Genomic DNA, 14,591 nt, shown 5'->3' on the forward strand with positions numbered 1-14,591 from the left:
ACGACCCGCTTCCTCGTGTCCCGGGCGGGCCCACCGCGCCCGGCGCCCTGGTACTCCGCGTCAGTACTCCGCTTCCTGGCCGGACCTGCCGAGGCGGCTGTGCGAGCGTCCGTAGGCGAAGTAGACGACGATGCCGATCACCATCCAGACGCCGAACCGGATCCACGTCTCGGCCGGCAGGTTGAGCATCAGCCAGAACGAGGCCGCGATGGACAGGATCGGGATCAGCGGCACCCACGGGGTGCGGAACGCCCGGTGCAGGTCGGGGCGGGTCTTGCGCAGGATGATCACGCCGAGGGCGACGAGCACGAAGGCGAACAGCGTGCCGATGTTCACGAGTTCCGCCAGCTTCTCCAGGCTGGTGAAGCCCGCGACGACGGCGATGATCCCGCCGAGCAGGATGGTCGCGCGGTACGGCGTGCGGTACTTGGGGTGGGTGACGGAGAAGACGCGCGGCAGCAGTCCGTCACGGCTCATCGCGAAGAACACGCGGGTCTGGCCGAGCAGCAGGATCATGCTCACGGTGATCAGACCGACGGCCGCCCCGAGACTGATGGCACCGGAGAAGAAGGGCTGGTTCACCGACTTGAAGGCCTCGGCCAGGGGCGCGGTCGGCGACATCTGCGAGTACTTCTGCATGCCGGTGACCACCAGCGTCACGGCGACGTACAGGAAGGTGCAGATCAGCAGCGAGCCGAGGATGCCGCGGGGCATGTCCCGCTGCGGGTTCCTGGTCTCCTCGGCCGCCGTGGCCACGACGTCGAAGCCGATGAAGGCGAAGAAGATGAGGGAGGCCGCCGTGAAGATGCCCATGACGCCGAAGTTGGTGGGCGCGTAGCCGAAGAGGAGCTGGACCAGTGGCGCGTGGAGGCCGTTGCCCGCCTCCTGTGGCTGGGCCGGCGGGATGAACGGCGAGTAGTTGTCGGCCTTGATGAAGAACAGGCCCGCGACGATGACCAGCAGGACCACGAACACCTTGATCGCGACCACGATCGCCGTGATCCGCGCCGACAGCTTCGTCCCGACGACCAGGATCACGGTCAGGACCAGGATCAGCAGGAAGGCCAGCAGGTCGAAGCTGCCTCCCGCGTCCGGTCCCTCCAGCGCCTTGGGCAGGTCCCAGCCGAGGTTGGTGTGCATGAGGTGGCGCACGTAACCGGACCAGCCGACGGCCACGACCGCGGTGCCGAGCGCGAATTCGAGCACCAGGTCCCAGCCGATGATCCAGGCGGGCAGCTCGCCGATCGAGGCGTACGAGAACGTGTACGCCGATCCGGCCACCGGCACGGTGGACGCGAACTCCGCGTAGCAGAGCGCCGCGAGGGCGCAGACGATGCCCGCCGCGACGAAGGCCAGGGCGGTGGCGGGTCCGGCGTTGTTCCGGGCTGCGATGCCCGTGAGCACGAAGATGCCGGTGCCGATGATGACGCCCACACCGAAGACCGTCAGGTCCCAGGCGGAGAGCGACTTACGGAGCGCGTGTTCCGGCTCCTCCGTGTCGCGGATGGACTGCTCCACCGTCTTGGTGCGGAAGACGCTGTTCAGGTCCTTGCTCACCGACGCACCTCCGACAGGTGACGACGTACGCGAACGGGCCGGGAGGCCCACCCCTTCAAGGGTGATCTCCCGGCCCGTGACGTGCAACCGCGCGACCGGTCGTGACCGGTTATCGCCGGAGTCAGTCGACGGCGGCCGCCGGCTCGCTGTCGTAGCGCCCGTCCAGCTTGGCGACCAGGCCCGTGACCTGCCGGGCGATGTCCGGAGCGGTCAGCCCGATCTCGGCCATGATCTCCTTGCGCAGGGCGTGGTCGAGGAAGCGCTGCGGGATGCCGAAGTCGCGCAGCGGTACGTCGACACCCGCGTCGCGCAGGGCCTGCGCCACGGCGGAGCCCACGCCGCCGGTACGGCCGTTGTCCTCGACCGTGACGACCACGCGGTGCCGCTCCGCGAGCGGGGCCAGGGCCTCGTCCACGGGCTTGACCCAGCGGGGGTCGACGACGGTCGTGGAGATGCCCTGCTTGTCGAGCAGGTCGGCGATCTCCAGGCACATCGGGGCGAGCGCGCCGACCGAGACGAGCAGTACGTCCGGCCGGGTGACCTCGGCCCCCGGGGCGCGCAGCACGTCCATGCCGCCGATCTTCCCGACGGCCGGGACGGCCGGGCCGACGACGCCCTTGGAGTAGCGCACGACGGTCGGGGCGTCCTTGACCTCGACGGCCTCGCGCAGTTGCGCGCGCAGCTGCTCGGCGTCGCGGGGGGCGGCGAGCCGCAGACCGGGGACGACCTGGAGGATGGACATGTCCCACATGCCGTTGTGGGAGGCGCCGTCGTCGCCGGTGACGCCGGCGCGGTCCAGGACGAAGGTGACCCCGCACTTGTGCAGGGCCACGTCCATGAGGACCTGGTCGAAGGCGCGGTTGAGGAAGGTCGCGTACACCGCGAAGACCGGGTGGACGCCGCCGGTGGCGAGGCCCGCGGCGGAGGTCGCGGCGTGCTGCTCGGCGATGCCCACGTCGTAGATCCGGTCCGGGAACGTGTCCGCGAACTTCTTCAGGCCGACCGGGTGGAGCATGGCGGCGGTGATGCCGACGATGTCCGCGCGCTCGTGGCCGAGCTTGACCATCTCGTCGGCGAAGACGGAGGTCCAGCTGGCGGCGGCGGTCTTGACCGGCAGGCCGGTGTCCGGGTGGATCGGGCCGATCCCGTGGAAGCGGTCCGCCTCGTCCTGCTCGGCGTGCGTGTAGCCCCGGCCCTTCTGGGTGAGGCAGTGCACGATGACCGGGCCGCTGAAGCGCTTGGCGCGCTGCAGGGCGGACTCCAGGGCCTCGATGTCGTGGCCGTCGATGGGGCCGATGTACTTCAGGCCCAGGTCCTCGAACATGCCCTGCGGGGCGATGAAGTCCTTGAGGCCCTTCTTGGCGCCGTGCAGGGTCTCGAAGAGGGGCTTCCCGACGACCGGGGTGCGCTCCAGGAGCTCCTTGCCGCGGGCCAGGAAGCGCTCGTAGCCGTCCGTGGTGCGCAGGGTGGCCAGGTGGTTCGCGAGACCGCCGATGGTGGGGCCGTACGAGCGCTCGTTGTCGTTGACGACGATGACCAGCGGGCGGTCCTTGGCGGCGGCGATGTTGTTCAGCGCCTCCCAGGCCATGCCGCCCGTCAGCGCGCCGTCGCCGATGACGGCGGCGACGTGGTGGTCCTCGCGGCCGAGCACCTCGTTGGCCTTGGCCAGACCGTCGGCCCAGCCCAGCACGGTGGAGGCGTGCGAGTTCTCGATGACGTCGTGGTCGGACTCGGCGCGCGAGGGGTAGCCGGACAGGCCGCCCTTGCTGCGCAGTCCGCCGAAGTCCTGGCGGCCCGTGAGCAGCTTGTGGACGTAGGCCTGGTGGCCGGTGTCGAAGAGGACCTTGTCCTTGGGCGAGTCGAAGACCCGGTGCAGGGCGATCGTCAGTTCGACCACCCCGAGGTTGGGGCCGAGGTGCCCGCCGGTCTTGGAGACGGCGTCGACGAGGAAGGACCTGATCTCGGCGGCGAGCTGGTCGAGCTCCTCCTGGCTGAGCCGGTCCAGATCGCGCGGTCCCTTGATGCGGGTCAGCAGCACCCGTGCCTCCTTGCAGTTGCTTGCTGGTCTGTCGAGTCTAATGTTCCGCTCGCGGCAGCCGTCATCGGGCGGTCTCTGGCGGGTCACACCTTTGTCATACATGTACACACCGCCGCGAGGTCACACATCCCAAACGGGCGTATACCTGCACAGCTGTACGCACATTTGTACGCACGGGTGCCCGGTGCCACACGAAGTGGCACCGGGCACTGTGACCGTTCTTACCGCACGGGCGCGGTGTCAGGCGCGTCCGGCCGTCTTCTGGGTCTTGCGGGTGACCGAGTCGATCACCACGGTGGCCAGCAGAACCGCACCGGTGATCATGTACTGGATCGGGGTCGCGATGCCCTGGAGAGCCAGACCGTACTGGATCGAGGTGATGACCATGACACCGAGGAGGGCGTTCCAGGTCCGGCCCCGGCCGCCGAAGAGGCTGGTGCCGCCGATCACGGCCGCCGCGATCACGTTCATCAGCAGGTCGCCGGCGCCGGCGCTCTGGTTGGCCGCCGCGATCTTGGAAGCCCAGAAGAGCCCGCCGATGGCGGCGAAGGTGCCCGCGATGGCGAAGACCGCGATGCGGATCCCGGCGACGTTGATGCCCGCACGCCGGGAGGCCTCGACGCTGCCGCCGAGCGCGAAGACGTTGCGGCCGAACGAGGTACGGCGCAGGAGGAAGTCCGTGCCGACCAGCACCAGCACGAAGAGCACCACCGCGAGCGGGAGGCCCTTGTACTGGTTGAACACCGCGGCGGGGCCGAACGTGAACAGGGCCAGCAGGCCCGTGCGCAGGGCGATCTCGCTCATCGGGCGGGACGGGACCCCCGCGGCCTCGCGGCGGCGGTTGTCGAAGAAGCTGGCCAGGAAGTACCCGATCACCGCGACCGCGGCGAGGCCGTAACCGGCCGCCACGTCCGTGAAGAAGTACGTGGTGAGCTGGCCCACCGGACCGTCGGGGTCGATGTTGATCGTGCCGTTGCTGCCGAGGATCTGCAGCATGGCGCCGGACCAGAAGAGCAGGCCCGACAGGGTGACCGCGAAGGCCGGTGCGCCGATCCTGGCGAAGAAGAAGCCGTGGATTGCGCCGATCAGGGCGCCGCCGGCGACCGCGGCCAGGATCGCCACCCACTGGTTGACCCCGTGGGTGACGGCCAGGACGGCGAAGATCGCACCCGAGACACCGCTGACGGAGCCGACCGAGAGGTCGATCTCGCCGAGCAGGAGCACGAAGATGATGCCCACGGCCATCATGCCGGTGGCGACCATCGTGATCGCGATGTTGGTGAGGTTCTCCGGGGACAGGAAGTTCGCGTTCAGCCCCTGGAAGATGGCCCAGATGATGACCAGGCCGATGACGACCGGGACGGATCCCAGGTCGCCGGCCTTCATCTTGCGGCCGAACTCGCTCAGGTAGCCGGACAGGCCCTGCTCGCGCACGAGCAGGCGCGGGTCCACCGCGGGGATGGCGTCCGCCGGCGCGGAGGGGTTGGCCAGCTGGGCCACCTCTTCCGCCGAGGTGTGGTGTTCGGTGCTCACTTCTGAGCCTCCCCAGTGCGGGCCGCGCGGCGGGTCACGGCGTTGTCCGTGGCTCCCGTGATGGCGGAGATGATCTCTTCCTGCGACGTGTCCTTGACGTTGAAGACGCCGTTGTTGCGGCCCAGCCGCAGGACCGCCACCTTGTCGGCGACGGCCTTCACATCGGCCATGTTGTGGCTGATGAGGATGACGGCGTGGCCGCGCTCGCGCAGCCGCTCCACCAGGTCGAGGACCTGGGCGGTCTGCTCGACGCCGAGGGCCGCCGTGGGCTCGTCGAGGATGACGAGCTTGGGCTCGCCGAGCATCGAACGGGCGATCGCCACGGTCTGGCGCTGGCCGCCGGAGAGCGAGGCGATGGGGATGCGGACACTGGGGATCCGGATGGAGAGGGTGGTCAGGAGCTCGCGGGCGCGGCGCTCCATCTCCACCTCGTCCAGGACACCGCGGCGCTTGAGCTCGCGGCCCAGGAAGAGGTTGCCGACGACGTCGATGTTGTCGCACAGCGCGAGGTCCTGGTAGACCGTCGCGATGCCCAGGTTCTGGGCGTCGTGGGGCTTGCCGATCGAGACCGGCTTGCCTTCCCACTCGATGACTCCGTCATCGATGGGGTGGACGCCGGCGATCGTCTTGACGAGCGTGGACTTGCCGGCGCCGTTGTCGCCGACCAGGGCGACCACCTCGCCGGAATGGATCTCGAGCTCTACGTCGGTGAGCGCCTGGACGGCACCGAATCGCTTCGAGACCCCTCGCAACGCCAGCACGGGCGCAGCGGACACATGAACCATCTCCTTCGCCGCCTGACCGGCGGGGATGTCGTGCAGTAAGTGCAGGAGCGGGGTGGGGTGGGGGAAATCGTTTCTGCCCGGCGCCCCGCGGGTGGCGGGGAAGGAGGGGGCGGGGCGCCGGGCAGGCGCGGGGGTCCCGGTGGACCGGAGGCCGCGGGGGCGGGCCTCCGACCGGCGGGACGACGGGCCTCGTGGGAGGCCGGGAGGCCCAGGGGAGGCCCGGGGGGCCTACTTCAGGCCGAGGGTGGTGCAGGCGGCCGCGTACTTGTCGGTGCAGATCTCGTCGGCCGTGTAGACGCCGTCCTTGATGACAGTGTCCTTGATGTTGTTCTTCGTCAGCGAGACGACGGGGACCAGGACCGACGGGACGCCCTTGGTGGTGGGGCTGTCGACCGTGGAGGTGGTGACACCGTCCAGCTTCTCGCCCTTGGCGAGCGCGACGGCCATCTTCGCGGCGGCCTCGGCCTCGGGGGCGTACGGCTTGTAGACGCTCATGAACTGCTCACCCGCGACGATGCGCTGCACACCGGCGAGCTCGGCGTCCTGGCCGGTGACCGGGGGCAGGGGGTCCATGCCGGCCGCCTTGAGGGCGGTGATGATGCCGCCGGCCATGCCGTCGTTGGCCGAGTAGACGCCGACGATCTTGTCCTTGCCGATCGCGGAGATCGCACCCGCCATGTTGGTGTTGGCGTTCTCCGGCTTCCACTCCTTGGTGTCGTACTCCTTGCCGACGGTCACCTTGCCGTCGAGGACGGAGTGCGCGCCCTTCTTGAAGAGGGCGGCGTTCGGGTCGGTGACCGAGCCGTTCATCATGACGATCTGGCCGGAGCCGGCCTTGTCGCCCAAGGCCTCCAGCAGGGCCTTGCCCTGGACCTTGCCGACCTCTTCGTTGTCGAAGGAGGTGTAGGCGTCGATCGGGCCCTCGGCGAGGCGGTCGTAGGCGACGACGGGGATGCCCGCGTCCTTGGCCTTCTTGACCGAGCCGGCGATGGCCTTGGAGTCCACCGCGTCGACGACCAGGACGTTCACCTTGTTGGTGATCATCGTGTCGACCTGGGAGTTCTGCGTGGTCGCGTCCTGCTTGGCGTTGGCGTAGACCACCTCGGCCTTGCCGCCGGTGAGTTCGGCGACCTTCTTCTCGAAGAGCGGCTTGTCGAACTTCTCGTAACGCGCGGTCTGGTTCTCCGGCAGGAGCAGACCGATCTTGATCGCGCCACCCGCGGCGGCGGAGCCGGACGCCTTCGGCTTCTCGCCGGCCTCCTTGGCGCTGCCACAGGCGGCAAGGGAAGCGGCCATGGCGGTGGCGGCTACGGCAACGGCGGCTCTGCGCATACGCGTGTTCATTTCCTGAACCTCCCTGACGAGGCCGCAACATTGCGGCCGAGGTGGACGTGAGTCAACCTCGGCCGCAGTTTGCCGTCAAGGAGTGAATCCTTAACGAGATGACAACGGTGCCATCCGTTATCTAACTGAAGGCAAGAGCTTGAGGGTCGGCGAACCGGCCAAAAGGGTCGAATCGCCCATCTCGCTCAGCACCAGGGCCAGCGCCCCCAGCACCTCGGCCCGGCCGCCCAACGATCCGGTGAGCACGGAGAGTTGGCGTGCCGCGCTGGGGATCGCGTACCTCCCCACGGATTCACGTATGGGGGCCAGGATCAGTTCACCGGCCTCCGCCAGCGAACCGCCGAGGACCACCCGGCTCGGGTTGAGCACGTTGCACAGGTTCGCGACACCACTACCCACATGGCGGCCCACGTCCGCGATCACGCGACGGCAGCCCGGATCACCCTCACGGGCCAGTTCGACCACGCGCTCCATGGTGAGTTCGGGCCCGTGCGTGCTCTGCAGCAGCGGCAGTACGTACCGGGCCGCGGCGAAGGTCTCCAGGCAGCCGCGGTTGCCGCAGCGGCACACCGGGCCGGACTCGTCCAGGGTGATGTGCCCGATCTCGCCGGCGGTGCCGCCGGGACCCCGGTAGATCTGCCCGTTGATCACCAGCCCCGCGCCGACGCCGCTCGCGACCTTGATGTACGCGAGGTCCTTGACCCCCCGGCCGCTCCCCCACACCAGCTCCCCGAGCGCTCCGAGGTTGGCGTCGTTGTCCACGTACACGGGCACGCCGAGGCGCTGCGAGAGCTCCTGGCGCGGGTTGATCCCGGCCCAGCCCGGCAGGATCGCCGTGGAGCCCAGGGTGCCGGATTCCACGTCGATGGGGCCCGGGACGCCCAGCCCGACGCCGATGACCTTCTCCAGGCCCACCCCGATGCCCGCGATCAACTCCCCGACCAGGGCTTCCGCCCGGTCGAAGCCGTCCGCCCAGGAGGCGTCCACGTCCAGCGGGGCCGATTTCTCGGCCAGGACCTGGTGGGCGAGGTTGCCGACGGCCACCCGCAGGTGGGTGTGGCCGAAGTCCACGCCGATCACGATGCCCGCGTCACCGCTGAGCGAGACGCTGCGCGCGCGGCGGCCGCCCGCCGAGGTGTCCGTGACCTCGACGGTCCCACCGTCCTTGAGCTCGCGGACGATGTTGGAGACCGTGGCCGCCGACAGTCCGGTGGACCGGGCGATCTCCGCCTGGGTCAGCGAACCCGCGAGCCGCACCGCCCGCACGACCCGTTCGAGATTCGCGCGGTGCAGCGAAGACTGCGATCCGGGAGTCTGCACGACTCATCCACTCCTGCCCATTAGCGACGGCTGGCCGTCGCCCCCCGAGCCGGCGGTCGCGGCTTGGTGCTCCGAGACCCCGGCGTCTCTCCAACTTGTGAACCTTAAGTCGAGCCTTTGGCCCTCCAGACGTCAAGAGGCTGACGCAGAACGAATCGGCCACTACCGGTCATAAGTATGAAAGACATCCCTCCAGATCGTGTTACGGTCGCTGAGGCAACCGGTTCTCTGCGGCTTTCGGGCCGGACCGGGTGCCCTGTACTGACGGCGCTACGCAAGGAGGTGTTCGGGATGAGTCCCGATCGAAGTCTTTGCAGCGCTCTCGTCGGCTGAGCTGATCGGCTGATCTTCCCCTGAGTGCGCACGGCCGCGCCCGGTCGCGGTTCGGCCGCGGCACCCGCCGCTGCCCGTGCGGTTCTGCATTCCTTCTCCTTTCTCCCCCTCCCCTTCCTTCCGCATGCCCCGGCACTTCCGCCGCGCGTGCGTCATCCATGCCCCTCGGCGTGCCCAGCGGCGCTCTCGCGCCGTCCTGCGCCGACCCATGATCACTCCACGTGACCGTGCGGCTTCGCGCTGCCCGGACACGGTGGAGGGAGGTATTCGTCATGACCATGCTCACCCCCCGTACCCCCACCACGCTCGCACCGCCGGGCAAGGGCCGCCGCGAGCGCAAGGCGGCCGAGCTGGAGACCCGTACCCGGCTCGCCGGCGAGCGGCTCGCCGGATTCAGCGCCCGCCCCGGCGTGCAGGTGCTCCAGGAGCTCGACGCCTCCCGCAGCGGCCTCACCCACGCCGAGGCGGCTCTGCGCCTGGAGCGGCACGGCGCCAACGTCGTGGCCCACGAGCGCGCCCCGCGCTGGTGGTTCCAGCTGGCGAAGGCGTTCTGGAACCCCTTCATCGGCGTCCTCGTCTTCCTGGCCGCCGTCATGTGGTGGCAGGACCCCGCCGATCCGGGCGTCGTCATCCTCTCCGTGATGGTGGGGATCAGCGGACTGCTCCGCTTCTGGCAGGAGTTCCGCTCCGGCCGCGCCGCCGACGCGCTGAAGAAGCTCGTCACCACCACCTGCGCGGTGCAGCGCCGGGCCGGCAGCGGCTCCGCGCCGACCACCTTCGAGGTGCCCATGGACCGGGTGGTCCCGGGCGACGTGGTGAAGCTGGCCGCCGGCGACCTGATCCCGGCCGACCTGCGGCTCATCACCTCCAAGGACCTGATGGTCGGCCAGGCCGCACTGTCCGGCGAGTCCCTGCCGGTGGCCAAGGCCGACACGCGGTCCGAGGACTTCGGCCCGGGGGTCCCCCCGGCGGAGCGAGGGGGAGGGACCACGGACCCCGTGGAGGCCGACAACCTCTGCCTGATGGGGACTTCGGTCACCTCCGGCACCGCCACCGGCGTGGTCGTCGCCACCGGCGCCGACACCTACTTCGGCTCGATGGCCGGCTCCCTGGTCGGCGAGCGCCCGCAGACCAACTTCGACAACGGCGTGCGCAAGGTCAGCTTCCTGCTGATCCGCTTCATGCTGGTCATGGTCCCGGTCGTGTTCGCGGTCAACGGCCTCACCAAGGGCGACTGGAACGAGGCCTTCCTCTTCGGCATCGCCGTCGCCGTCGGGCTGACCCCCGAGATGCTGCCGATGGTGGTCTCCGCCAACCTGGCGCGCGGCGCGGTCGCCATGTCCCAGCGCAAGGTCGTCGTCAAGCGCCTCAACGCGATCCAGAACCTGGGCGCCATGGACGTGCTCTGCACGGACAAGACCGGCACCCTCACCGAGGACCGGATCGTCCTGGACCGCTACCTGGACGTGCACGGCGACGAGGACGACGAGGTCCTGGAGTACGGGTACCTCAACTCCCACTTCCAGACCGGTCTGAAGAACCTGATGGACCAGGCCGTCATCGACCGCGTGGACGAGGCCGAGGAGGTTGTCGTCGACGCACGGTTCTCGATGGTCGACGAGATCCCCTTCGACTTCGCCCGCCGCCGCATGTCCGTGGTCCTGGCCCGCAACAGCATCGTCGGCGGCCCCGGCCGCCCCGAACACGTCATGATCACCAAGGGTGCGGTGGAGGAGGTCCTGGCCCTGTGCACCCACGTGCGGGACCGCGGCGAGACGGTCGAGCTCACCGATCAGCTGCGGTGGCACGTCACCCGCATCGCCGAGGACAACAACCGCCGGGGCCTGCGCGTCCTCGCCGTCGCCACCCGCACGATGGAGAGCCCGCACGACACCTACTCCGTCGCGGACGAGGACCGGCTGACCCTGGTCGGCTTCCTCGCCTTCCTCGACCCGCCGAAGGCCGACGCCGCCCGGGCGCTCGCCGCCCTGGCCGACAAGGGCATCGCGGTCAAGGTCGTCACCGGCGACAACGAGCTCGTGGCCGCCCGGGTCTGCGCGGACGTCGGCATCGACGTCGGGCACGTGGTGCTCGGCCCCGAGACCGACGCCCTCGACGACACGGCGCTGCGCGCGCTGGCCGCCCGTACGACGGTCTTCGCCAAGGTCAACCCGGTCCAGAAGGCCCGGATCGTCCGGGCCCTGCAGGCGGACGGGCACACCGTCGGCTTCCTCGGGGACGGCATCAACGACGCGGCGGCGCTGCGCGACGCGGACGTCGGCATCTCCGTCGACACCGCGGTCGACATCGCCAAGGAGTCGGCGGACATCATCTTGCTGGAGAAGGACCTGACCGTCCTGGAGCAGGGCGTGATCCAGGGCCGGACCACCTTCGGCAACACGATCAAGTACATCAAGATGACGGCCTCGTCGAACTTCGGCAACGTCTTCTCGGTCCTGGTGGCGAGCGCGTTCATCCCGTTCCAGCCGATGCTCGCGATCATGCTGCTGGTGCAGAACCTGGTCTACGACATCGCCCAGCTGGCCACGCCGTGGGACCGGATGGACGAGGAGTACCTGAGGAAGCCCCGCAACTGGGACGCCAAGGGCATCGGCCGGTTCATGGTCTGCATCGGCCCGATCAGCTCGGTCTTCGACATCGCGATGTTCGTGATCATGTGGAACGTGTTCGCGGCGAACAGCGAGGCGCACCAGGCGCTGTTCCAGTCCGGCTGGTTCATCGAGGGCCTGCTCTCGCAGACCCTGATCGTCCACATGATCCGTACCCGGAAGATCCCGTTCATCCAGTCCCGCGCCTCCTGGCCGGTGATGGTGATGACGGTCCTCGCGGTGCTGACCGGGCTGTACCTGCCCTTCTCGCCGCTGGCCTCCTCGCTGGGCTTCGTGGCCCTGCCGGCGAGCTACTTCCCGTGGCTGATCGGCGTGCTGCTGGCGTACTGCACGCTCACGCAGTTCCTGAAGACCCTGTACATCCGCAGGTTCGGCACCTGGCTGTAGAGCGCCGCGCACGAGGAAGGGGGAGCCGATGCTGCTCAGCGAATGGGAGATGGCCGGACACCTCGCCGCCGCGCTCGGCTTCGGGGCCGCGATCGGCCTGGAAAGGCAGTGGCGGGCCCGGATGGCAGGCCTGCGGACGAACGCCCTGGTGGCGGGCGGTGCGGCGCTGTTCGTGCTGCTCTCGCAGTACGGGTTCATCGGCGCCGTCTCGGAGGTCCAGTACGACGGCTCCCGGGTCGCGGCCCAGATCGTCTCGGGCATCGGCTTCCTCGGCGCCGGCGTCATCATGCGCGACGGGCTGAGCGTACGGGGCCTGAACACGGCCGCCACCCTGTGGTGTTCCGCGGCCGTGGGCTGCCTGGCCGGCACCGGGATGTTCGTCCTGGCCGCCTTCGGCACGGCGGGCGTGGTGGGGGCCAACCTCCTGCTGCGCCCGCTGGGCCGGCGCCTGGACCGCGAACCGCGCGGCGGCGCGGAGGTGGCCACCGATTTCCACTTCGAGGCCGTGTGCCTGGAGGCGGAGGAGGCCCACATCCGCCACCGGCTGGTCGACGCGCTCGGCCGGCCCGGCTACACGCTGCGCTCGATCCGCAGCCAGGACGGCCCGGGGGCCGGGCTGGTGACGGTGGCCGCGCTGCTGACCGCCGAGGGCGCGGTGGGGGGCCGGATGCTGGAGGAAGCGGTCAGCAACCTCTCGCTCGACCCCTCCGTCTCGGCGGTCAGCTGGTCGGTCGTGCCCGACCCCTCGGCCTGCGCTACTTGAGGGTGGCCGAGGTCAGGCCGGCCTGGATCTGCCGCTGGAAGGACAGGTAGACCACCAGCATCGGGATCATCGCGATGGTCACGCCGGCGAACAGCACCGGCAGGTCCGTCTCGTACCCCATCTGGTACTGCAGCTGGATCAGGCCCTGGGTGAGCATGTAGCGCTCGGGGTCCGATCCGGTCTGCGGCTGCATCAGCACCGACGGCAGGATGTACTGGTTCCACTGCCCCAGGACATTGAATATCCCGACGCTGATCAGGCCGGGCTTGGCCATCGGCAGCATCACCTGGAAGAAGATCCGGGTGTCGGAGGCCCCGTCGATCACCGCCGCCTCGTACACGGCCGTCGGCAGCGTGCGGAAGAAGGAGTGCATGAAGAAGACGGTGAAGGGCATCGAGTAGGCCACGTACACCAGGATCAGGCCCTGGTACGTGTTGAGCATGTCCAGGCGCTTGACCATGAAGAACAGCGGGACGAGCGCCAGGAACACGGGGAACATGGCCCCGCTGACGAAGAAGTAGTAGAAGAGCCGGTTCCCCGGGAACGGGTAGCGGGCCAGCACGTACGCCGCCATCGAGCCGAGCAGCATGGTCAGCGGGACCGAGAACACCATCACGATCAGCGTGTGGGCGAAGTAGTCGCCGATGCCCTTGTCCCAGGCCCGGGAGAAGGCGTCGAAGTGCCAGTTGGAGGGCCAGCTGAGGGCCGAGCCGCCGATCTGGGCGTCGGTCTTGAACGAGCCGAGCGCCAGCCAGATCAGGGGCAGGACGATCAGTATCGCCCAGACGGCGAGGAACCCGTGGGAGAAGACGTTCAGCACCATGCCGTCGGAGCCGCTCTTCGCGCCCTGCCCGGGGCGGCCGCCGGTTCCGGAGCGCTCGGCCGAGGCCTCGCCCGGCGCCTTGATCACTGTGGACTCTGCGGTCATCGGGGATCTCCTCTCAGAACTCGATGCGCTCGCGGCGGGTGGCGCGCAGCGTGACGACGGAGAGGACCATGGTCAGGACGAGCATGACGACGCCCATGGCGCAGGCGTAGCCGCTCTTGCCGAAGTACAGGAAGTTGCGCATCAGCACCGTGGCCATGACCTCGCTGTGGTGGTCGGGCCCGCCGCCGAACTGGCCGGAGGTCATGGTCGACACCAGCACGAACATGTCCATGGCGGCGATGCCCAGGTAGACCGCGGAGGTCTGTACGGAGTCCCACAGCAGGGGCAGGGTGACCCTCAGGAAGGTCTGGGCGCGCCCGGCGCCGTCGAGCAGGGCGGCCTCGTAGATGTCCTTGGGCACGGACTGCATGGCGGCCGAGAACAGTACGAGGTAGAAGCCGACCCCGTGCCAGACCACCACCAGGAGCAGGCACCACAGCACGAGGTTCGGCTGGTTGAGCCATTCGACGGGGTGGGCCGGGTCCACCAGGCCCAGCTTGGTGAGGAATCCGTTCAGCAGGCCGCCCTCGTCGCTGCGGTACACCGCGCCGAAGAGCACGGCGAGGATGGCGAGGGACAGGACCTGCGGGAAGAAGTAGACGATCTTGTAGACGGAGGAGCCTCGGACGCCCCGCACCCCGCCCGCGCCGCTGCGCCCTCCCGCGTTCACCATGAAGGCGAAGAAGAGGGCCAGCAGGATGGTGATGGTCGGGACGAACACCAGGAGCAGCAGGTTGTGCCACAGGGCTCCGCGGAAGACCTCGTCCTTCATCAGCGCGGAGTAGTTGTCCAGGCCGACGAAGTCGAACGTGGGCGACTGTCCGGACCAGTTGGTGAAGGAATATCCGAACGTCTGAACGTACGGCCAGATGACGAAAGTCAGGTACAGCGCGAGCGGCAGGATGAGGAAGCCGGCGATGAAGCCGGCCCTTCCCTTGCCCTGGGCTACTTGGCTCATGGTGTCCGCCCCTTG

The 14,591-nt window shown here is 69.1% G+C and carries 10 protein-coding genes; 2 read left to right on the forward strand and 8 right to left on the reverse strand.

Annotated features, from left to right (window positions below):
- Nucleotides 1–60 precede the first annotated feature (60 nt).
- The 6 genes from CP980_RS07690 to CP980_RS07715 form a co-directional block, all read right to left on the reverse strand.
- Nucleotides 61–1,557 carry an amino acid permease gene (locus CP980_RS07690; protein ID WP_132759094.1) on the reverse strand — a complete coding sequence of 499 codons (1,497 nt, stop codon included), beginning with the start codon at nt 1,555–1,557 and terminating at the stop codon, nt 61–63.
- A gap of 121 nt (nt 1,558–1,678) precedes the next feature.
- Nucleotides 1,679–3,595, reverse strand: coding sequence for a 1-deoxy-D-xylulose-5-phosphate synthase (gene dxs / locus CP980_RS07695; RefSeq protein ID WP_123512079.1), 1,917 nt, complete (start codon nt 3,593–3,595; stop codon nt 1,679–1,681).
- A 240-nt stretch (nt 3,596–3,835) separates the two neighbouring features.
- Complete coding sequence (locus CP980_RS07700) at nt 3,836–5,095, reverse strand: sugar ABC transporter permease (protein WP_132759269.1); 1,260 nt, start codon at nt 5,093–5,095, stop codon at nt 3,836–3,838.
- 29 nt (nt 5,096–5,124) lie between these two features.
- Nucleotides 5,125–5,913 carry an ATP-binding cassette domain-containing protein gene (locus tag CP980_RS07705; RefSeq protein ID WP_150527821.1) on the reverse strand — a complete coding sequence of 263 codons (789 nt, stop codon included), beginning with the start codon at nt 5,911–5,913 and terminating at the stop codon, nt 5,125–5,127.
- Nucleotides 5,914–6,141: 228 nt separating this feature from the next.
- Nucleotides 6,142–7,257: a substrate-binding domain-containing protein gene (locus CP980_RS07710; RefSeq protein ID WP_165937351.1), complete on the reverse strand. Its 1,116-nt coding sequence runs from the start codon at nt 7,255–7,257 to the stop codon at nt 6,142–6,144.
- A 117-nt stretch (nt 7,258–7,374) separates the two neighbouring features.
- On the reverse strand, nt 7,375–8,577 hold the full coding sequence (locus CP980_RS07715) for an ROK family transcriptional regulator (RefSeq protein WP_099889000.1): 1,203 nt from the start codon (nt 8,575–8,577) through the stop codon (nt 7,375–7,377).
- 605 nt (nt 8,578–9,182) lie between these two features.
- On the opposite strand from CP980_RS07715, the gene mgtA reads away from it, so the two are divergent.
- Both mgtA and CP980_RS07725 read left to right on the forward strand, forming a co-directional pair.
- Nucleotides 9,183–11,927, forward strand: coding sequence for a magnesium-translocating P-type ATPase (mgtA, locus tag CP980_RS07720; protein ID WP_150527822.1), 2,745 nt, complete (start codon nt 9,183–9,185; stop codon nt 11,925–11,927).
- 28 nt (nt 11,928–11,955) lie between these two features.
- Nucleotides 11,956–12,690: an MgtC/SapB family protein gene (locus CP980_RS07725; protein WP_167535804.1), complete on the forward strand. Its 735-nt coding sequence runs from the start codon at nt 11,956–11,958 to the stop codon at nt 12,688–12,690.
- Here CP980_RS07725 and CP980_RS07730 read toward each other — a convergent pair.
- Together CP980_RS07730 and CP980_RS07735 are read right to left on the reverse strand one after the other, a co-directional pair.
- A complete protein-coding gene (locus CP980_RS07730) occupies nt 12,683–13,618 on the reverse strand; it encodes a carbohydrate ABC transporter permease (protein WP_132759096.1) in 936 nt (311 codons plus the stop codon). The two genes, CP980_RS07725 and CP980_RS07730, sit on opposite strands and share 8 nt — an antisense overlap.
- 13 nt (nt 13,619–13,631) lie before the next feature.
- A complete protein-coding gene (locus tag CP980_RS07735) occupies nt 13,632–14,576 on the reverse strand; it encodes a carbohydrate ABC transporter permease (protein WP_132759097.1) in 945 nt (314 codons plus the stop codon).
- Between the last annotated feature and the right edge of the window lie 15 nt (nt 14,577–14,591).

This window comes from Streptomyces vinaceus, assembly GCF_008704935.1.
Taxonomy (GTDB): Bacteria; Actinomycetota; Actinomycetes; order Streptomycetales; family Streptomycetaceae; genus Streptomyces; species Streptomyces vinaceus.

Excerpts from the sequence above, each read along its gene's own strand:
- CP980_RS07705 (WP_150527821.1), bottom strand. The coding sequence starts at position 5,913 with ATGGTTCATGTGTCCGCTGCGCCCGTGCTGGCGTTGCGAGGGGTCTCG.
- CP980_RS07710 (WP_165937351.1), bottom strand. The coding sequence starts at position 7,257 with ATGAACACGCGTATGCGCAGAGCCGCCGTTGCCGTAGCCGCCACCGCC.
- mgtA (WP_150527822.1), top strand. The coding sequence starts at position 9,183 with ATGACCATGCTCACCCCCCGTACCCCCACCACGCTCGCACCGCCGGGC.
- CP980_RS07725 (WP_167535804.1), top strand. The coding sequence starts at position 11,956 with ATGCTGCTCAGCGAATGGGAGATGGCCGGACACCTCGCCGCCGCGCTC.
- CP980_RS07730 (WP_132759096.1), bottom strand. The coding sequence starts at position 13,618 with ATGACCGCAGAGTCCACAGTGATCAAGGCGCCGGGCGAGGCCTCGGCC.
- CP980_RS07735 (WP_132759097.1), bottom strand. The coding sequence starts at position 14,576 with ATGAGCCAAGTAGCCCAGGGCAAGGGAAGGGCCGGCTTCATCGCCGGC.